The organism is Paenibacillus pedocola (assembly GCF_031599675.1).
In the GTDB taxonomy this organism is placed as follows: Bacteria; Bacillota; Bacilli; order Paenibacillales; family Paenibacillaceae; genus Paenibacillus_AQ; species Paenibacillus_AQ pedocola.
Map to the genome: position 1 here is coordinate 4,194,096 of NZ_CP134223.1, position 16,850 is coordinate 4,210,945.

Consider the following 16,850-nt stretch of genomic DNA (forward strand, 5'->3'; position numbering starts at 1 on the left):
CCGAAATACAGAAAAACCTCTACCGAAGTAGAGGTTGTTGTAGGTAAGTATATGAAAAAGCGCTCAGGACCGGGCATTATTCCAAACTATGCATAAACTGTCTGATTAAGGATATACGGGTAGCGTAAATAAACCGTTAATACTATCCAAAAAGACATATGCAATTCAATGGAATGCCTCAGATTTAACATCCTGCACTCGTCTCAGCTATACTCAACTAGGCTAAACTCAACTAGGGCTTTACTCGGCTAATTACACTATACATGATGACGGTGTTCATTGACAACCCGGAACCGATAATAAATTACTTGCTCTGTGAGAGATCCGGACGAAGCTTCTGCGCCTCATTCAAATAGACATGGCGGATATCCCGCTGCGACTTATCCGTATTGACCTGTACCATCAGCCGGATGCACATCGGCAGACCGCCTTTGACGGGAATCTCAACGGAGCACATCAGCGGCACCAAATCCCAGCCCTCAATTTCTCGGATGGCCCGCGCCGGGAAAGTAGCATCCAGATCACCCGTCACGGTAATCCATACACTGCAGATATCTTCGGCAATAACATCATTGCGCTCGACTATTTCCCGCAGCAGCACAACGGTTTCGCGCAAAATTTCATTTTCCTCGTTTTTGGTTACGGTAGTTGCACCGCGTATCCCCCGGTTCACCATGGGCTTCCCTCCTTCTTAAGCTGTGCGATAACCTCACGCACATCACTCTGCTGCACATTATTCACGATGCTGACAGCACCTATAGAATCCGGCACGATAAAGGTCATCTTGCCTTCCTTGAACTTCTTGTCATGCATCATGGCATCCATCAGCTCATCCTCGCTGAACTCTGCGGGCAGACTCACCGGCAGCGATAATGCGGACAGCATAGAGACGGTGTCCTCATAAATGCCCTGATCGCGGCCCAGCTTGGCAGCCAAGAGTGCCGAACCGGCCATCCCGATGGCAATCGCCTCACCATGCAGGAATACACCGTAACCGCCTACCGCTTCGATGGCATGTCCGATCGTGTGTCCCAGGTTCAAGATCGCCCGCTGGCCATGCTCGCGTTCATCATTGCCGACGACTACTGCCTTAATGGCGCATCCGCGCTCCAGGGCATAGCCCAGCGCCTCTGCATCCAGGGCAAGCAGGTCCGCTGCATGCTCACGGCACCAGTACGCAAATTCACGGTCCAGAATCAGACCGTGCTTCACCACTTCAGCCAGGCCGGATGAGACTTGGCGCGGCGGCAGCGTACTCAGGGTATCCAGATCATAGAGCACCATCAAGGGCTGGTAAAAGGCCCCGACCATATTCTTCGCCAGCGGATGATTGACAGCCACTTTGCCGCCCACACTGCTATCGTGTGCAAGGATCGTCGTTGGGATCTGAATGAACCCTATGCCCCTCATGTAGGATGCGGCTACGAACCCCGCCAAGTCTCCTACTACACCGCCTCCAAGCGCCAGCACCGCTGAACTGCGGTCCAGACCAGCCTGAATCGCAGTCGTAATCACTTCCTCGTAGACGGCAAGTGACTTAGAAGCTTCTCCGGATGGAATAACGTGGCTTACGACCGAATAACCTTGTTCGTGAAGCGAAGCTTCGACTTCAGCCAGATAGCGCGGGGCTACTTCGCTGTCGCTGACGACCAGCAGCGGGCTGCGGAGCGGAATGCCGGCTTCCCGGCAACGTTCCCCGATCTTGCGCAGCAATCCGCTGCCGATATGAATTGGATAAGAGCGCTCGCCTAAATCTACAGTAATACTGCGCATAATCAGTAGCTCTCCAGCTGCGCCAGGTAACTATTGTAGTTTGCTCTAATCTCCTCAAGTGAATCGCCGCCGAACTTCTCCAGGAATGCTTTGGCAATCTCCCAGGCAACCACGTTCTCCAGTACTACACAAGCTGCCGGAACAGCGCAGGCATCCGAGCGTTCCACCTGCGCGGTGAAAGGCTCCTTGGTGTCGATATCCACACTTTGCAGCGGTTTGTACAGGGTAGGAATCGGCTTCATGACACCGCGGACTACGACCGGCATTCCGTTAGTCATGCCGCCTTCAAAGCCGCCCAGCCGGTTGCTTGCCCGGTAATATCCCCGGGAGGCTTCATACATAATCTCGTCATGGACCTGTGAGCCGCGCAGGATGCCGGCTTCAAAGCCGATCCCGATCTCCACACCTTTGAAGGCATTGATCGACATGACGGCTCCGGCAATGGCTGCATCAAGCTTACGGTCGTACTGTACATAGCTTCCGAGTCCGACAGGCAATCCTTCAACGATGCATTCGACAATTCCGCCGATAGAGTCGCCTTCCTCCTTGATCTTGTCTATGTATGCCTCCATCTTCTGTTCCGTCTCTTTATCCACGACTCGTACGGAGGACTCTTCCGTCCGGGCAATTAATTCATCGATAGGCAGATTATTCGCAGGCGCTTCAATCTCCCCGATCCGGATCACCTGTCCGGCAATCTTGACACCGAACTCTGCCAGCAGCTGGCGGGCAACAGCGCCTACCGCCACTCTTGCGGCCGTTTCACGTGCGCTGGAACGCTCCAGTACATTCCGCAGATCGGTATGGTTATATTTCAATCCGCCGTTTAAGTCGGCATGTCCGGGACGCGGCCGGTTTACCCGCCGCTTCTCTTCATCACTGCCGGGAATCGGCTCAATATTCATAATATTCTTCCAGTGTGTCCAGTCCTTATTCTCTACTACCAAAGCTACCGGAGCACCTGTGGTATAGCCATGGCGCACACCGCCGACGATCTGTGCGGTATCCTTCTCGATCTGCATCCGGCGTCCGCGGCCGTAGCCCTTCTGCCGCCGCAGCAGCTGAAAATTAAGCTCTTCGAAGTTAAGTGTCAAATTGCTGGGCAGTCCCTCAATAATTGCTGTAAGCTGGGGGCCGTGCGTTTCCCCCGCTGTTAAATAGCGTAAACTCATGCTGCGTTCCCCTTTCACACTTTTAAACTGTAAACCGCTAAAATATTAAAACTCTTGCCTCATTATAGTATAGCCTTCCCGCTTTGACAAGAAAGGGATCGTGGGCAAAAGTCAGACTTGCGTCCATATAAGAACAGCGCCGCCTTACTCTTTCGAGCAAAGGCGGCGCTGCTAAACGTCCCGGTTCAGAGCCCTGAATCAGCTTCCGATCTTTCGCTGTGCAGGAGGAACAGTCTGCTTGCTCTCCTCAAGCTTAAGCAGGCTTTGCAGCTGCAGCTCTTCGACACCAAGAATTTGCCCGCATTCACGGACGGTCAGAAACCCGCGTCTGTATGCGGCAATGACCTTACTTTTGTCCATCTGGATTAACGACCTTTCGCATGGCATAAAGTACCTGCTATTCAGTATCACTGAAAGATTACGAAAGTATACCTATTTTTTCCGGTAGAAGAATGTTTCCGTTGACTCAAATCCGTATTGTGCAGGAGTGAAGATCTGTTCCGTGCTACCTACAAACAAATAACCGCCCGGACGCAGGCTGGCTGAGAACTTATGATAGAGCTTGTTCTTCGCTTCCTCTGTGAAATAGATCATTACATTTCGGCAGATGATCAGGTCAAACCCTTCATCGAATTTGTCGAGCAGCAGATTTTGCTTACGGAAATCAATATTCTTCTTCAGCGATTCACTAACCTTGAAAACTGGGCCCTCCGGAGTAAAGTACCGGTTCGCCACATCCTTTGGCACATCTTTCAAGGAACGTTCCAGATAGAGTCCCTGCTTCGCCTTCGCCAGTGCCCCGTCATCAATATCCGTAGCCAGAATGCCGGTCTGTGACAGGATGTTTTTGTCAGACAGGATCATAGCCAGCGTATACGGCTCTTCTCCGGTTGAGCAGGCAGCGCTCCACAATTTCATCCTGCGGCCTGAGCGCTGCAGTTCCGGCAGTATAACATCCCGCAGTACTTCCCAGCGGTTCGGGTTGCGCCAGAATTCTGAGACGTTGATCGTCATCCGGTCCAGAAATTCATAGAATAAAGATTTATCCTTCATCATTGCAGCAAAAAATTCAGCAAAAGTATGATACCCGTTCTTTGTCCGGAGCGTCGTCAGACGGCGCTTCATCTGAGCTTCCTTGTATTGGGCCAGATCAATTCCGGTGCTTTGCTTAACATTATGAATAAACCCGGTGTAATCCGGGTCTGGTGCTGTTGAATTCTCTTCATGATCAGCCATTATAATCCCTGCCTCCCGCCTGGAGTTACATCCAGACTGCGATGTCTTTGCTGTAGTCTGCCAGTTCTTCCGGAGCAAAGAAATTAGCTATTTCGCGCTCTGCACTTTCCGGCGAATCCGATCCATGGATCAGGTTAAGCGGAGTATGGCTGGCAAAATCACCGCGGATCGTGCCCGGCAATGCTTCGCCAACTTTCGTTTTGCCGATCATCAGACGGGACAACGCGACTACATCATCGCCTTCCCATACCATAGCGAATACGGGACCGGAAGTGATAAAGCTTACCAGTCCAGGGAAAAAGTCTTTGCCTTCATGTTCTGCATAATGCTTTTTGGCTTGCTCTTCCGTAACGGTAATCAGCTTCGCAGCAATCAGCTTGAATCCCTTATCCTCCAGGCGGGCGACAATACGCCCGATCAATCCGCGCTGTACGCCATCGGGCTTGATCATCAGATACGTTTTTTCCATAGAGTCACTCTCCATTTTCGCTTAGTCCAATAAATAACCGGTTTGAGACAAGTCCCAGCTTTATATTATGGTTATATTTTCTGATATTATCAGAAACCCTGCCATCTGTGAACGTTTAATATTTTGGGGAATAAGAGGCTTAGTAAGCACGTCCGGTTACAAAAAAGGCAATATCCCGCAGATTCCGTTTGGTCTTGTTAGTCGGAAGCTGGTCCAGCGCGGCCAGTGCTTTGTCGATGTAGCGTGAAGCCAGCGCTTCTGCACGGGTAATTCCGTCTCCGGACAGGATCAGATCAATGGCACGGCCAACACCGGCTTGCTCTGCGCGGATAGAGGCCAATTCCTCCAACAGCGGCGCTCGCAGGCGCGTGTCCTCCAGACTGTAAATCACCGGAAGCGTAATATTGCCCTGCCTCATATCACTGCCCGGCGGTTTGCCGATCTGCTTCTCTGTTCCCGAGAGATCCAATAAGTCATCGCGGATCTGAAACGCCATCCCGACATTATAACCGTAATTATAGAGCAGGCGGGCAGTTTGTGGCTCTGCGTCCGCAGCCAGTGCACCAAGCTCGCAGCTGATAGCGATAAGGAGCGCTGTTTTGCGGCGGATCCGCCGCAGATAATGGCGTACACTTTGCTCACTGTTGAAGAAATCGCGGATCTGTTCCATTTCTCCGATGGACATCTCCACCATTGCTTTCGAAAGGATCTGATGAATCCGCGGATTTTTGAGTTCAGAGGTGATGACAAGTGCCTTGGCATAGATATAATCACCGGTATACATGGCGATCTTATCGCCCCATTTGGCCTTGACGGTAAGCTCTCCCCGGCGAAGCTCGGCATCATCGATGACATCATCGTGCACTAGTGAAGCGCTATGTATCAGCTCCAGCGGAATTGCGACACGCTTCAGTTTCTCCAGATCATATTGTCCGAATTTGCCGCCCATGAGCACAAATACCGGTCGTAGCCGTTTGCCGCCTGCCTTCAGCAGGTGAAGAGAAGTCTCGGTCAGCAGTTCGTCGTCACCTTGAACACTGCGGTATAGCTCTTTTTCAATCTGATCCATATCCTTATTCAGCAATCCGAATATTTGCATTCGCTTCATTCTTTCACCCGTGTCAGCAGATTGTGGCTCCAAAGCTCCATCTTCACTTCCTGCGGCAGCAGGCCCAATTCATAGGCATAGCGGAAATAGAGGTTCAGACCTTCCTGCTGCCTTTCCCCAAAGTCATAACATAAATTACTGAAGTACCCGTGCCAATATTCAGGTGTGCCTCCAACCGAGGAGCAGGCCTCCCGGATAATCGGAGCAAGCTTGTTTACCCCGCGTACTTTACTCTCTACAAAAGCCTCGGCAATTTCGGCGATCGCCTCCGGCTTGTCTCTCGCTGCCTCACGGTTAACCGCCCAGACTGCAAAGGTCATGCTGTGTCCGGTCCATTCTTTCCAGACCTCGCCAAGATCCGTGACGATGTAGCCCTGATCCTGCCAGGTAGCCTTGATCGCATTGTCGCCAATCAGAAGACAGGCATCCGCCACTTCCATCATCCTGTCCAGATCGGGTTCTGCCGTCACATATTCCGGTTTGCAGCCGGCCGCCTTCTCCAGCAGAATCTTCAGCAGATTCACTGAAGTCGCTGAGGTGTTGGTTACCGCTATTCTTCCATGCCCAATCTGCGTGTAAGGCACGCGGGAGAACAGCATGATGGATTTTACCGGGCCATCCGCACTGACAGACAAATCCGGCAGCAGCAGCAGCCGGTCACTTAACGCCGCATAAGCAAAAGAAGATAAGGCGCCTACATGAATCGTCCCCCGGGCCATCCCCTGATTAAGAATGGCAGGCACTTCACTCACCATCTCTGCCGGATAGCTTAACGAAGAGGGGTGGAAATTGTGAAATACCGGCCATGAGTTGGTATAGCTGATTTTGCCAATAACGGTATGCTGAGGATTACTCATTCGTCTCCCCCCATCTGCGGAATAAATGGTGTTCAATGTTAAAGCTGTCCAGCACTTTCCCAACCATGAAGTTAACCAAATCATCCATGCTGGTCGGGCCAAAATAAAAGGCTGGCATTGCCGGTATTAGCTTGACTCCTAGCCGCGAAAGCTTCAGCATATTTTCCAGATGAATGGCATGAAGCGGTGTCTCACGGGGCACAAGCACCAGGGGTCTTCCTTCCTTCAGCATCACATCAGCAGCCCGCGTCATCAGGTTGTCCGAGCTTCCATGCGCTACAGCAGACAGCGTTCCCATCGAGCAAGGCATAATAATCATTCCTTCTGTACGGAAGGAGCCGCTGGCAATGGATGCCCCGATATCCGCAATAGGGTGATAAAGCAGAGAACCGGGATAGCCTTTGAACTGTTCGTTCAAAAAGCCTTCCCGGTCTGTGGCGGCAAAACCCAGTTCTTCTTTGAACACCCGCCAGCCTGCATTGCTGACCACAAGATGGACCGTATACCCCAGTGCAAGCAGGGTTTCCGTCAGACGGACGCCGTAAATTCCGCCGCTCGCCCCGGTGATTCCTACGACGAAGTGTTTCGGTTTCAGCTCTGTCATCAGTAAAACTGCACCACCAAGTCAATCAGAGTAAAGGAAAACACGACGATGCTCAGCACACCGTTCATTGTAAAAAACGCTGTCTGCAAACGGCTTAAATCGCTTGGGGACACAATATGATGTTCATAAAACAGGATAATATAAGCAATCAGCATTCCAGCCACATACCACCAGCTTAAATCAGTAATAAAGAGCAGGGAAACAAATCCGATACCCGTCAGAATATGGAATACCTTAGCAATATCCAGTGCACGGGCCACTCCAAAGCGCACAGGGATGGAATACAAGCCTTCTTTTACATCAAACTCAACATCCTGGCAGGAATAGATAATATCAAAACCGGCGGTCCAGAACACAATAGTGAAATAAAAAATCATGGCGGTCCAGTCTACATTGCCCGTAACCGCAACCCAGCCCCCCAGAGGAGCGAGCGCAATGGTTAATCCGAGGATCAGATGGCAGGCCCAGGTAAAACGCTTAGTGAAGGAATAGAACACCAGCAGAAATACAGCAATAGGCAGAAGCTGAGCAGATAGGGGATTCAGCTTAAAGGCTGCCCAGAATAATAAAAAGAACGAAATTGCGATGAACACTGATACTTCTCCAACCTTCAATAGCCCTGCGGGAATTGCCCTTCCGGCTGTCCGGGGATTCTTCGCATCACTAATCCGGTCTATCAGCCGGTTCAACCCCATAGCCGCGCTTCGTGCACCGAACATGGCGATAATGATCCAGCCAATCTGTGACCAGGATGGCAGCTGGCCGAACATTACAACGGATCCTAACAGCGCACCCATAAAGGCGAACGGTAAAGCAAATACAGTATGTTCAAACTTAATCATTTGCAGGAAAACGCCGACTTTTTTAAACATTACAATTCTCCTTGAACCCAATATGTAATGCAGCGATGCCTCCGGTCAAGGGGAAGGATTCCACTTTCTGCAGCCCGGTTTCACGAAAAATCACCGATAGCTGCTCTCTGTCCGGGAAGAGGGCCAGTGATTCCGGTAGCCATTTATATTGCTCATATCTTTTGGCAAACAGTTTACCCAGGAGCGGAAGCATCCGCTCAAAATAAAAATAATAAATGCCCTTGAACGGCTGCTTCATCGGTTTAGAAAGCTCCAGACAGACAACCATTCCTCCCGGTTTCACCACACGCTTCATTTCATTCAACACTTGAACGAGATCAGGCACGTTGCGAAGCCCGAAGCCTATTGTTGCATAGTCAAAGGAGTTGTCACCAAACGGAAGATCCATGGCATTGCCCTGGATGAGGGAGATACGGTCCTGAAGGCCTTGCGATTCAACTTTGCGCCGGCCCACTTCAAGCATTCCTGCACTGAAATCCAGTCCCATCACGGAACCGGTCTGGCTCGCCTCTGCGAGTGCGATACTCCAGTCACAAGTGCCGCAGCAAAGGTCTACTGCCGAATCGCCCCGCTTCATCGCCATCTTGCGCATGGTGAATTTACGCCAGGCTTTATGGCGGCGGAAGCTCAAAATATCATTCATCAGGTCATATTTACCTGCGATGCTCTCAAATACGGAATGAACAAATTGCTCTTTCGGCTTAACACCTTTATCACCCAAAGCAGAAGTCTTCTCTATCGTCATACTCTACCCCTCCACGGCTGCTTGTCCAGAAATTTTCATCTGCAGGAGGAAGCGGTCCAGCACTGTGCTGAGCTCACTGATCAGATGCTCGTCCTTAATACCCTGCAGCAGTCCTTGGATGGACTGAAGCGATTCGTGAAGCTTGTCGGTCAGCAGGGTGTCACATTTGTATTTCATTTTCAGTTTCTTCCAGTCCTTAAGGTCCATGTTCTGCCCGCGAAGCAGTTCAACCTCATCCTCCGATGCACTCTCCAGCATTTTCCAGTAACAGTACCCTTCCCGGGCATTTCCGGGATCATTACTGCGCCGCAGTTCGGAGCACACCGTTTCACAATGGCTAAACTCGGCCAGCAGCTTCTCCCAAAGTTCGGTGAGCGCCCCTTCAATCATCGGTGTAAAAGAAAGGAACAGCCGCATATTGAGCTGAACCGAATGCCGCAAATATTGTTCCGCGGAGAGCAGCATCTCCTTCATTTTGCCGTATAAACGGGCCTTCATCACGTTAAAGTCAGCGATCGCCGAACTTAAACTGCCCACCATCTCAATCTGTCCGCGTTTCGCAAGCAAGTGATAGAACCAGCCGCTGAAATAGTCGCCGGCCAGCACTTTAAGCTGCCGGGAACGCATAAGGTCGCCACCGGGATCATCCTGAGTACGGTCGATGATCTCATGCGTATCGAGAGCGAGCTGCACAAGGCCAGTAACAAGCGTGTAGAGCTCCCTGTTACGGTCTTCAGCTTCAGTGCCGTAACTCAGAAAAATATATAACAAATGACTACGCCCATCCGAAAACGGCGGCAATTCCGTATGCCGCTGAATCATGTCGTAGTCTGTGTAGGGTTGAACTAATTGCGGTATGCGGTACGGTTTCATTTCAGCCTCCGAAGCCATTGACGTTATTACAATATCTTTGTTCACAATCTTGTCTATTATATCACATGTTTTTTTGTCACGCACGATGGGGCGTCCTAGTTTCTTTTACCCATATCAGGGATAAATGAACTGCTTCCGCCACAGCTCGCTTTCACTAATACGGAAGCCTTTCTTAAGGCGGTCAGGCAACGGCCCATTGCCGGCCCATTGCAGCTCCTGCTGCAGCTGGAGCGACCATTCCTTACGGCGGATATCCCCGGCGAGCAAGAGGCGCCGGCTGTCCAGCCATTTATCCTCCGCTACGATACGCAGCAGCAGCTGGTCAATATTCTCCGTGTCTTGAAAGGCAAAAGAAACCGCCAGTGCCATGTTCTGATATAACTCCTGAGGCTCATGATCGTTGCCAGTTACCTTTAGATCCAGCGACAGGATCTGATTCTTCCAGCCGACACTGTCAATGTCGAGGCTGAAGGGCAGCTTGCTTATCACATCTACGAGATTATCATTTGCAAGCGTGGTACTGCCCCTGCCAAGGGTCTCCACCGAGCGAGACTGCTGCAGAGCTGGTTCGAGGGACGCCAGACGCGGCAAGATTACAGCAACCGCAGCGGTCAGCAGCATTGCAATTCCGATCAGCCAGCTCCGGTTCATAGCCCGCCCCCTATCCATAGTTTCCGCCAAGCAGTGACATTATACGATCATACAGACTTGCCTATATCTAGTTATATTTTGAAAAAAAGCAGGCTATGCCTGCTTTTCAGCTTTCACTCTCCAGTTGTCCGTGTTTGCTCCATATTTCTGCTTTACCGCGGATTTTCATAGCTGAGGTATGATCGGTGAATTGAGCGATCAGCACCTCTCCTTTATCCAGCTTCTCCGTGTGGTGAAACCGCGTATCCAGGCCCCGGGTAAGGCCGATTACCTGAACGCCGTTCTCCTTGGCCTTTACCACGATGTATTCGCTGCCGGCCGGTGCAGGGCTAACGCCATTATTCTTCTCGGTCATGTTTAATCCTCCTTAACGTTTTAGTCCTGCAACAACAAATGCCGCCTTGGAGGGCGGCATCGTCAATACTCGGAAAGAGACTATAGGATTGATATGTAGAAATCTCTATTTGATTCCGTCTTTAAGCGCTTTACCTGGTTTGAAAGCAGGTACTTTGCTTGAAGGAATTTCGATTTCTTCACCAGTTTGCGGGTTGCGGCCTTTACGTGCGGAACGTTCGCGCACTTCAAAGTTTCCGAATCCAACCAGTTGTACTTTATCGCCGCTTTGCAGAGCTCCTGTGATCGCTTCGAAAACGGCATCTACCGCTTTAGTAGCATCTTTCTTGGGAAGTTCAGTTGCTTCTGTAACTACGTTGATCAAATCTGATTTATTCATGTCTTCTCACCTCCCTGGGCAAATTTCCGGTATCATACACTGTTTCCGTTTCAACGCAAAATATACGTGATAATCCCGTTTATTACTAGATACTGGCGCCCTTCTTCCTAGAAGCGCAACAAACTTATAGTAATACAGCCCACCCATAATTTCAAGGCGTTACTCAAAAAAGGAGCAGAAAGTATCATTTGAGGAGAGAATATCCGCTGAAATGATAGACTAATACTGTTAGATTCTTCAATTTAAGTACAAAAAAGAGAGCGGATTATCCTCCGCTCCCTTTTCTGACAACTGGTTCATCAGGTATCGTTGATTTATAAAATAATGGCGATAAGTCCGCCTGAGCCCTCATTAATGATTCGTCCAAGCGTTTCCTGCAGCTTATAGCGGGCATTGTCCGGCATCATGGCGATTTTGCCCTGTATGCCTTCACGCACGATGGAATGCAGTGAGCGGCCGAAAATATCTGACTCCCAAATTTTAATGGGGTCATTCTCAAAGTCCTGCATCAGATAGCGCACCAGCTCTTCACTCTGCTTCTCAGTGCCGATAATCGGCGAAAATTCCGATTCCACATCAACCCGGATCATATGAATGGATGGGGCTGTCGCCTTCAGGCGGACTCCAAAGCGTGATCCTTGGCGGATCAATTCCGGTTCATCGAGCGCCATTTCAGCCAGCGACGGTGCAGCAATACCGTAGCCTGTTGTTTTGACCATTTCCAGCGCTTCTGAGAAACGGTCGTATTCACGCTTGGCATGTGCGAAGTCCTGCATCAGCTGCAGCAGATGATCTTTGCCGCGGATTTCAACACCGACCACTTCCATGAGCACCTGATCGTACAGCTCTTCTGGAGCGTACAGATCAATTTCAGCCACTCCCTGACCCATGTTCATGCCGCTGAGTCCGGCTCTGTCAATGAAGTCATATTCGGTAAACTGGGAGACCAGACGGTCGACATCCCGCAGACGGCGGATATCTTTTACCGTATCCCGGACGGAATTCTCGTAGCTGCTGCGCAGCCAGTGGTTCTCGCCAAGCACCATGACCCAGCTAGGCAGATTGACGTTAACCTCATGTACCGGGAATTCATAGAGCACTTCCCGCAGCACACCGGTCACATCCTCCTCCGTCATATTGGCGGCGCTGAGCGTCATCACCGGAATATCGTATTTCAGAGCCAGCTCACTGCGGAGCTGCTGTGCTTCCTCACTGCGCGGCCGTGTAGAGTTGATTACAAGCACGAACGGCTTGCCGACCTCCTTCAGTTCAGCAATAACACGCTCTTCCGAGTCAATGTAGGAGTGGCGCGGAATTTCAGCAATTGTGCCGTCCGTAGTCACTACTACACCCAGTGTGGAGTGCTCCTGAATCACTTTGCGTGTGCCAATCTCCGCCGCTTCCTGAAAAGGAATCGGTTCCTCAAACCAAGGTGTGGAAATCATACGGGGCCCGTTTTCATCCTCGTAGCCCTTTGCGCCTTCGACGGCATACCCTACACAATCGACCAGCCGGACATTCACTTCAAGGCCTTCCGCAACCTTGATCTGCACCGCGTTGTTCGGCACAAATTTCGGCTCTGTTGTCATGATTGTTTTGCCAGCTGCGCTCTGCGGCAGTTCATCCACAGCTCTTACCCGGTCTGCTTCGCTCGTTATGTTCGGCAGAACAATCGTCTCCATGAAGCGTTTGATGAATGTCGATTTCCCCGTGCGAACCGCGCCGACGACGCCAAGATAAATGTCTCCGCCGGTACGCTCGGCAATGTCCTTGAAAATATCCACTTTTTCCAAAAGAGATCCCCTCCTCATATTACTCCGAAGAAAAAATGCCTGAAGAGCATCGACTTCGCGTTCCGCCGGTAAACTGACCCTTGCAGGACATCCACCGGACTTGGCATTGCCCGCCAGGGAGCCTAGCCTGCCTAAGCGGAACATTCTTGCCCCGCGCTAAACTCCGAATGCTCGGACATGCATTTGGACTAGTATCATCATATGTATCCGGAACGGATTTATGACCCGCAGCTGAGCAATTTATACACGAATTTCACAAAAGCCAGCTGCTGCCCGGAAACCTTCTCATCAAGCATATGAAAAACGGGCGGCGTATAGAACTGATTCACTCTTTTCAAAGCACAGGCAAACACAAATAAGCCCCCTGAGTTAGGGGGATGGTTATACACTGCTGATTATTTACTTATGGCTGGGGAACAGGCTTGCCGCTGACCCACAGATAGGGTAAGGACTTCACCGGCACATAAAAAGAAGCCGTCTCCAGTTCGGTTCTCAAGTCCTTATCGGGCCCCGGGGTACTCCCATTTTTGTCTATTGCAGACATAATATCAAGGACATAATCAACATACACCCTGCCGTTCTTATCCATCATAAACTCCAGCGGCTCTCCGGAATAAACACTCTTCAGTGTAATCCCAGACGTCCCCGCCTGCTTGGAATCGATGGAAAAAAGCCCCGGATAACGTTCCTCCCCTGCCGGAAGCTTGCCCCCGTGATCGGCCTTGTAGCGGTTCACCTGACGCTGGACATCATTAACCTTCTGTACAGTGACGAGATCCATCAGCTTCACAACAGGAGCAGTTTCCTCATCGAGAATCAGAAAATAGGAATTTCCGCCCTTTTCAAAGGCAGCTGACGGAATTTCCTCTAAATACCCCTGCTGGCGCAGTTTTTCAAGGTCAACCACGAACTTCTCATAACGCGGTGTGGCCTCATCGCTATTAAGAATAGGCAGCAGCCCTTCCACCTGCTGATAATCATCAACAGCCGCCTGAACGCGCCTGACGCTCTCCCTGCTGCTGCTTCCCGGCTGCATCTGCTCTTCGGGATACATGCAGCCTGCCAGTACAGAAAGCAGCAGGATGATTCCTGCAAGCAGCCCTAGTCTTGCTCCTTGCCTATTCACTCTCCTGGCGAGTTTCACAGCTTCCGCCCCCCGTCGTTCAATCGCTGAAGGCTCCAATCTTCAGCATCTTATCAGTTACTACCATAGCTCGTCCCTTTCACCACGGCGTGCAGCTTCCAGCCTGCGGCGTACAGCCGCTTTGAGCGGGTCTTCGGGAACACTGACGCTCAAATCGCTGCAGACGGCAGCCTGGCAGGCCAGACGGACGCCTTGCTCCAGCAGGCTGCCCAGCTTGCGCCGTTCGGCCTCACCGGGTGGGCGCAGCGCTCCGGATTCCTGCTGTTCCACAGTCACCTTGCACATCAGACAGGCGGCTTTACCTCCGCAGCGTGTAGGCAATACCACTCCGGCCTTGCGGGCAGCCTCCAGCAGCGATGTCCCATGCTTAACAACCGCTATTCGTTCCTCGGGCAGAAAAGTAACCTTATATCCATTTTGCAGCTTCATCCTACAGCTTCCTTCCCTAGCTATGTTTCAGGCATTGCATTTTTGTAAATGCTTACATAATTGAAGCCGCTCCGCTGAGCAGGCCGATTAACATGATAACAAAGGCAACTATGGACAAAATGGCTCTAAGCACGCCTTTCGTCTTGCTGCGGGCAAAGGTGATCAGAAACACAGATACTCCCATGATAAGTATCGCAATAAGAGATAACCACATCTTCGTCATCGGATCCATAGCTGAGCCGCCTCCTGCCGTTTATCTTTAATTGCGAATATTATAGCATGAACATTATATCAAGAAACCTATAAAGTCCATCCCACAGCAAAAAAAGAGCAAAGACCCTGGAATCTGCTCGGACTCCAGGTCGTTTGCTCTCCGCAATATGAAGAGAAATACTATTTTTTCATTAACATTTTCATCAAAGACTCCATTGTGCCGGAGTTTGTGCCGCCTTTTTTGACAGCACTAATAATCTCCTGCACAGTAGCCTCGCTGACCGGCACCTTCGCCATGGCTGATACCTGCTTGATTAACTGGCGGAGCTGGGCTTCATTCTGCATGGTTCCCGGCTTGACCGTACTGGCCAGCTTTTTAACCGCACCCGGCGTTATATTCTTGCCTGCCTTTTTGTTGATGGCATTTAATGCATCTTTGGAAAAATCTCTGTCCACTCTTCTTCCCTCCTCCGTCAATCCCCATTACAACATATGAGAATCGCCGGCAAAAGGTGAACAGGATCAGGAATGCCACTGCTCCCAGGTTTCTTGTGAGATGGCTTCCATCTCCGTCTTGCGGTCACGGCCCATCAAGGCTTCTACTGCGCTGCGGGGTGTTCTTCCCTTGAACAGCACGTGGTAGATCTGGTCGGTAATCGGCATCTGCACGCCCAAATTCAATGAAATCGCATAGGCCGCCTCCGTCGTACGGATTCCTTCTACAACCATGCCCATGGAATCCAGTACTTCAGCAAGCGGTTTACCTTGTCCCAGCATCCAGCCTGCACGCCAATTACGGCTATGCTGGCTCGTTGCCGTCACGACCAGGTCACCGAGTCCAGCCAGACCGGAGAAGGTCAACGGGTTCGCCCCCAGCTCGACACCGACGCGGGAAATTTCAGCGAGTCCGCGGGTCAGCAGCGCTGCTTTGGCATTATCTCCGAAGCCCAGACCATCTGACAAACCGGCGCCAAGGGCGATAATATTTTTTAGAGCTCCTGCCAGCTCTACCCCCAGCTGATCGCGGTTGGTATAGACACGGAAATCGTTGTTAATGAACAGTCCCTGCGCGATGGCAGCCCGTTCTTCATCAGCCGATGCGACAACAACCGTTGTCGGACAGAGACGGACCACTTCCTCGGCATGACTGGGTCCGGAGAGGACCACAATCTGCCCTTCACTGCACCCCAGCTCTTCGGAAATTACTGTCGACATCCGCTTCTTTGTTTCTGTCTCAAAACCCTTCGTGGCATGAATACAGAGCATATCTTCCTTCCAAAAGCTCTTTAAGCTGCGCGCTACTTGACGCATACCGGATGACGGTGCAACAATTACTACCGCTTTGGAACCGTCCACTGCTTTTTCCATGTCTGTAGTGGCAATGATGTTCTTTGGTAAAGACACTCCCGGTAAAAAGTGTTCGTTCGTATGCGCCTCATTAATCTCGGCAGCTTGCTCAGGCCTACGTGTCCATAGATAAACTTCCGAGTGGTTAGCCGCCAGCACAGATGCCAGCGCAGTTCCCCAACTGCCCGCGACCAGCACGGTTACTTTATCAGACAACGCGATTCCCCTCCTTGACTTTGGAGCCGATTTTATTCTCTCTTCCCTGAGAGATCTTTACAATATTGCTGCGGTGCCGCCAGAAGGCAAACACAGCGATAATCAGGCTGCCCCAAAGCTCAGGAGCTGTAAATCCGGTAAACAGCAGAAAGACCGGAGTAAGCGCCACAAAAATAAGTGAGCCGAGAGACACATAACGGGTGAACACAATAGCCAGGATTGCAATAATGCCGGCAGTCAGCGCAGGCCAAAAGCAAAGTGTGGCCATCACGCCGATGGTCGTTGCAATCCCCTTTCCTCCGCGGAAGTGAAAATAAAGCGGCCAATTGTGCCCGATAATGGCAGCAATACCGCAGGCGACGGCCACCCAGCCTCCCCAGCCGCCAGCCCAGGTTCCGAGCCAGACCGCAGCAATTCCCTTCAGTACGTCCAGAACCAGCACCAGTATGGCCGGTCCTTTCCCCATCACTCTAAGTGTATTAGTAGCTCCGGCATTCCCGCTTCCATATTGGCGGATGTCAATCCCCTTGAGCAGCCGGGCAAGCAATACACTGAAGCTGACAGAGCCAAGCAAATAGCTTACAACGATAACCAGAAGTTCAAACGCCACTACTC

22 protein-coding genes are annotated in these 16,850 nt (G+C 51.1%); all 22 read right to left on the minus strand.

Going from position 1 to position 16,850, the window contains the following annotated elements:
- Positions 1-304: 304 nt before the first annotated feature.
- On the minus strand, positions 305-676 hold the full coding sequence (aroH, locus tag QU597_RS18605) for a chorismate mutase (protein ID WP_206100838.1): 372 nt from the start codon (positions 674-676) through the stop codon (positions 305-307).
- A complete protein-coding gene (gene aroB, locus QU597_RS18610) occupies positions 670-1,773 on the minus strand; it encodes a 3-dehydroquinate synthase (protein ID WP_310829320.1) in 1,104 nt (367 codons plus the stop codon). Before aroB ends, aroH begins: the two co-directional genes overlap by 7 nt.
- Positions 1,774-1,775: 2 nt before the next feature.
- Positions 1,776-2,945 (minus strand): chorismate synthase, encoded by a 1,170-nt coding sequence (aroC, locus tag QU597_RS18615; RefSeq protein WP_310829321.1) that lies wholly within the window; start codon positions 2,943-2,945, stop codon positions 1,776-1,778.
- 198 nt (positions 2,946-3,143) lie between these two features.
- Positions 3,144-3,305: a hypothetical protein gene (locus QU597_RS18620; RefSeq protein WP_167347619.1), complete on the minus strand. Its 162-nt coding sequence runs from the start codon at positions 3,303-3,305 to the stop codon at positions 3,144-3,146.
- A gap of 72 nt (positions 3,306-3,377) precedes the next feature.
- The gene (locus QU597_RS18625) at positions 3,378-4,181 is read right to left on the minus strand and encodes a CheR family methyltransferase (protein ID WP_310829322.1); all 804 of its coding nucleotides are present in this window, start codon (positions 4,179-4,181) and stop codon (positions 3,378-3,380) included.
- Between the two features lie 25 nt (positions 4,182-4,206).
- Positions 4,207-4,650, minus strand: a complete 444-nt coding sequence (ndk, locus tag QU597_RS18630) for a nucleoside-diphosphate kinase (protein ID WP_054941360.1) — start codon at positions 4,648-4,650, stop codon at positions 4,207-4,209.
- 139 nt (positions 4,651-4,789) lie between these two features.
- Complete coding sequence (locus tag QU597_RS18635) at positions 4,790-5,758, minus strand: polyprenyl synthetase family protein (RefSeq protein ID WP_206100842.1); 969 nt, start codon at positions 5,756-5,758, stop codon at positions 4,790-4,792.
- Positions 5,755-6,615 (minus strand): menaquinone biosynthetic enzyme MqnA/MqnD family protein, encoded by an 861-nt coding sequence (locus QU597_RS18640; RefSeq protein ID WP_310829323.1) that lies wholly within the window; start codon positions 6,613-6,615, stop codon positions 5,755-5,757. Before QU597_RS18640 ends, QU597_RS18635 begins: the two co-directional genes overlap by 4 nt.
- On the minus strand, positions 6,608-7,219 hold the full coding sequence (locus tag QU597_RS18645; protein WP_310829324.1) for a UbiX family flavin prenyltransferase: 612 nt from the start codon (positions 7,217-7,219) through the stop codon (positions 6,608-6,610). The genes QU597_RS18640 and QU597_RS18645 overlap by 8 nt, the downstream gene beginning before the upstream one ends.
- Complete coding sequence (locus QU597_RS18650; RefSeq protein ID WP_310829325.1) at positions 7,219-8,091, minus strand: UbiA-like polyprenyltransferase; 873 nt, start codon at positions 8,089-8,091, stop codon at positions 7,219-7,221. Before QU597_RS18650 ends, QU597_RS18645 begins: the two co-directional genes overlap by 1 nt.
- Positions 8,084-8,836 (minus strand): demethylmenaquinone methyltransferase, encoded by a 753-nt coding sequence (locus tag QU597_RS18655; protein ID WP_310829326.1) that lies wholly within the window; start codon positions 8,834-8,836, stop codon positions 8,084-8,086. The genes QU597_RS18650 and QU597_RS18655 overlap by 8 nt, the downstream gene beginning before the upstream one ends.
- A 3-nt stretch (positions 8,837-8,839) precedes the next feature.
- A complete protein-coding gene (locus QU597_RS18660; RefSeq protein ID WP_310829327.1) occupies positions 8,840-9,709 on the minus strand; it encodes a heptaprenyl diphosphate synthase component 1 in 870 nt (289 codons plus the stop codon).
- Between the two features lie 114 nt (positions 9,710-9,823).
- On the minus strand, positions 9,824-10,360 hold the full coding sequence (locus QU597_RS18665) for a hypothetical protein (protein ID WP_310829328.1): 537 nt from the start codon (positions 10,358-10,360) through the stop codon (positions 9,824-9,826).
- 106 nt (positions 10,361-10,466) lie between these two features.
- Entirely contained in the window at positions 10,467-10,715 is a 249-nt protein-coding gene (mtrB, locus tag QU597_RS18670) for a trp RNA-binding attenuation protein MtrB (protein ID WP_206100849.1), read from the minus strand.
- A 105-nt stretch (positions 10,716-10,820) separates the two neighbouring features.
- Positions 10,821-11,093, minus strand: coding sequence for a non-specific DNA-binding protein Hbs (gene hbs / locus QU597_RS18675; RefSeq protein WP_019909963.1), 273 nt, complete (start codon positions 11,091-11,093; stop codon positions 10,821-10,823).
- Between the two features lie 314 nt (positions 11,094-11,407).
- Positions 11,408-12,886, minus strand: a complete 1,479-nt coding sequence (gene spoIVA, locus QU597_RS18680; RefSeq protein WP_206100850.1) for a stage IV sporulation protein A — start codon at positions 12,884-12,886, stop codon at positions 11,408-11,410.
- Between the two features lie 403 nt (positions 12,887-13,289).
- Positions 13,290-14,030, minus strand: a complete 741-nt coding sequence (locus QU597_RS18685) for a YphF family lipoprotein (RefSeq protein ID WP_310829329.1) — start codon at positions 14,028-14,030, stop codon at positions 13,290-13,292.
- A 60-nt stretch (positions 14,031-14,090) separates the two neighbouring features.
- The gene (locus QU597_RS18690) at positions 14,091-14,459 is read right to left on the minus strand and encodes a 2Fe-2S iron-sulfur cluster-binding protein (protein ID WP_310829330.1); all 369 of its coding nucleotides are present in this window, start codon (positions 14,457-14,459) and stop codon (positions 14,091-14,093) included.
- A 52-nt stretch (positions 14,460-14,511) separates the two neighbouring features.
- Positions 14,512-14,691 carry a DUF2768 family protein gene (locus QU597_RS18695; protein WP_054941370.1) on the minus strand — a complete coding sequence of 60 codons (180 nt, stop codon included), beginning with the start codon at positions 14,689-14,691 and terminating at the stop codon, positions 14,512-14,514.
- Positions 14,692-14,852: 161 nt separating this feature from the next.
- Complete coding sequence (locus QU597_RS18700; protein ID WP_054941371.1) at positions 14,853-15,128, minus strand: stage VI sporulation protein F; 276 nt, start codon at positions 15,126-15,128, stop codon at positions 14,853-14,855.
- 66 nt (positions 15,129-15,194) lie between these two features.
- The gene (locus QU597_RS18705; RefSeq protein WP_310829331.1) at positions 15,195-16,235 is read right to left on the minus strand and encodes an NAD(P)H-dependent glycerol-3-phosphate dehydrogenase; all 1,041 of its coding nucleotides are present in this window, start codon (positions 16,233-16,235) and stop codon (positions 15,195-15,197) included.
- Positions 16,228-16,845: a glycerol-3-phosphate 1-O-acyltransferase PlsY gene (gene plsY, locus QU597_RS18710; RefSeq protein ID WP_054941373.1), complete on the minus strand. Its 618-nt coding sequence runs from the start codon at positions 16,843-16,845 to the stop codon at positions 16,228-16,230. The genes QU597_RS18705 and plsY overlap by 8 nt, the downstream gene beginning before the upstream one ends.
- Positions 16,846-16,850: the final 5 nt, after the last annotated feature.